The organism is Ruegeria sp. AI3 (assembly GCF_056541245.1).
In genome coordinates, this window is record NZ_JBQFYA010000038.1 from 1 (window position 1) to 2126 (window position 2126).

3 protein-coding genes are annotated in these 2126 nt (G+C 56.7%); all 3 read right to left on the reverse strand.

Features of this window, described 5'->3' with window-relative positions; genetic code table 11:
- A partial coding sequence (locus tag ACRZ95_RS22780) for an ATP-grasp domain-containing protein (protein ID WP_480555654.1) occupies positions 1-398 on the reverse strand: 398 nt, incomplete at its 3' end.
- A gap of 77 nt (positions 399-475) precedes the next feature.
- Positions 476-1578, reverse strand: a protein-coding gene (locus ACRZ95_RS22785) for an IS3 family transposase (RefSeq protein WP_170438333.1) whose coding sequence is annotated in 2 segments (ribosomal slippage) — positions 476-1317 and positions 1317-1578 — 1104 coding nt in all. Because the reading frame shifts where the segments join, the coding sequence is not laid out codon by codon here.
- Between the two features lie 31 nt (positions 1579-1609).
- On the reverse strand, positions 1610-2035 hold the full coding sequence (locus tag ACRZ95_RS22790; protein ID WP_480424122.1) for a GNAT family N-acetyltransferase: 426 nt from the start codon (positions 2033-2035) through the stop codon (positions 1610-1612).
- Between the last annotated feature and the right edge of the window lie 91 nt (positions 2036-2126).

A 2126-nucleotide genomic window follows, 5' to 3' on the forward strand; every position in this document is an offset into this window, starting at 1 on the left:
CCTGGAGGCGCATCCAAGAAGACTATGCCCGCACAACCATTAGACTTCAGTGGGTCGGGCAGTACACATGAATTCGACAGGTATCCGGCCACTTGCACTTTGAACAGGTTCTGCCTGAAGACACTCTGGAAAATATTCATAATGCCATTGCCAGCAGGCCGTGCATTCAACTCAATGATGTAAGGAGTTCCGTCTTCAGCTATTCGGATGTCGATATTTGAAAGTCCCCGATCAATACTAACTGCTGCAGCTGCGAGTTCGGCGACCCTGTGGACTGCATCAGTATTCGATGCCGTGCACGGCGCAATGTGACCCAACTCTGCAAAGTAAGGGGGCTGCGTCAGGGCGGTATCGACGCTTCCCAAAGCGCGGTGTTGACCATTCGCACTAGCGACCAACGTACGACTTCCTTGTTGGAAGGGGTTGCCTTGTGCCCCAACCTTGGACCGCCAGAAGCTAGATTTTTCCGGCTCTATCACGATGACGGGCTGGTGACGCCATCGGGATAATGCATGGCAATCGGGACGTTGTATCCGATTGCGCTGTGGGGTCTGTCCTCATTGTAGTGCCGACGCCAATCCTCCAGCTTTTCGCGGGCATCTGCAAGGCTCATGAACCAGTGCGCGTTCAGGCATTCCGCCCGGAGCTTGCTGTTAAACGCCTCAATGAAGCCATTGTCCGTGGGCTTTCCAGGCCGTGAGAAGTCGAGGGTAACGTCGTTGGCGTAGGCCCAGAGATCGAGGTCCCGCGAGATGAACTCGCTGCCGTTATCGACTCTGATCGTCTTGGGGTAGCCGATCTGCCCGCAGACCCGTTCGAGCGTCTGCACAACATCTTCGCCCCGATAGGTGAAGCGCGGATCGGCTGCAGGGCAGAGCCGGGAATGCGTGTCAACGACGGTCAGGATGCGCAACCTCCTACCCAGGGCGAGCTGGTCGTGAACGAAGTCCATCGCCCAGACATCGTTAGGCCCGACGGCTTCATGACGGTCTTCTCTGAGCTTTGCCTTCACCCGGCGCTTGGGGTGCTTGTTCCTGAGCTGCAGGCCCAACTCGTTGTAAATCCTGCGTGTCTTCTTCATGTTGATCACCCAACCCTCCCGTCTAAGAAGCACGTGGACGCGCCTGTAGCCATAGCGCACACGCGTCTCTGCGATCTCTTTGATCCGCCGTTCGACGGCAGCCTGATCCGTCCGCCGGGACTTGTAGTGGTAGGTGGATGTGTCGAAGCAGATGGCCCCACAAGCCTTCCGGATCGACACACCCCAATCAACGCACATCCCGGTGACAATCTCGCGCAAACGGCCAGGCTTCAGAGCTTTCGCCGAATGACATCCTGAAGCATCTCCCGATCCAGCGTCAGGTCCGCCACGATCTTCTTCAGCCGGGTGTTCTCGTCCTCCAGCGCCTTCAGCCGGCGCATCTCGTCAGGCAACAAGCCGCCGTACTTCTTCTTCCAATTGAAGTATGTCGCCTGGCTGATCCCAGCCTTTCGGCAGATCTCCGCGACCGGTGTGCCTTGCTCGCCCTGCTTCAGGATGAAGGCCTTCTGCGCCTCCGTGAACTTCGATGCTTTCATGCGATTCCGCTCCTCTCCCAGCCAGGGAAATTTAGCGGAAAACTCCAGCTCCGAACGATCCAGTTTTCAGGGGGCAGAGCAAGCGGTAGTTGTTATAAGCGAAGGTGAACCCGGACTTGCGATAATTGTCCTGCTGCTCGACCACGCCGTCCAATCCCATATTGCGCCCTTTGCAGTGGGCCAGAGCATGCTGAGCGATCTCAAGACCATGGCCATGGTGCCGAAATTCCGGTCGCACAATGTAAAAACCTAAGAACGAAAACGCATCATCGTAATTGACGGCTGAAACAGACGCGATCATTTCGCCATCCAGAAACCCGCCCAGAAACCCGCCCGGATCAGTTGAATAGAAACACTCGGCATCGTGGATACCAGGGTTCCACCCCTCGCGCCCGGCCCAGTCCACGGCATATTGCACTTCGTCGGCGGTCAGGTGGCGAATGGTATAATCCGACATGGGCATGATCTCGACTTGTTGAAACTTGCGGCCAGAATGGCCCAACCGTCAGCGAAGAACCAGCATGTTCGGAAAGCTTGGTATCTGGAGC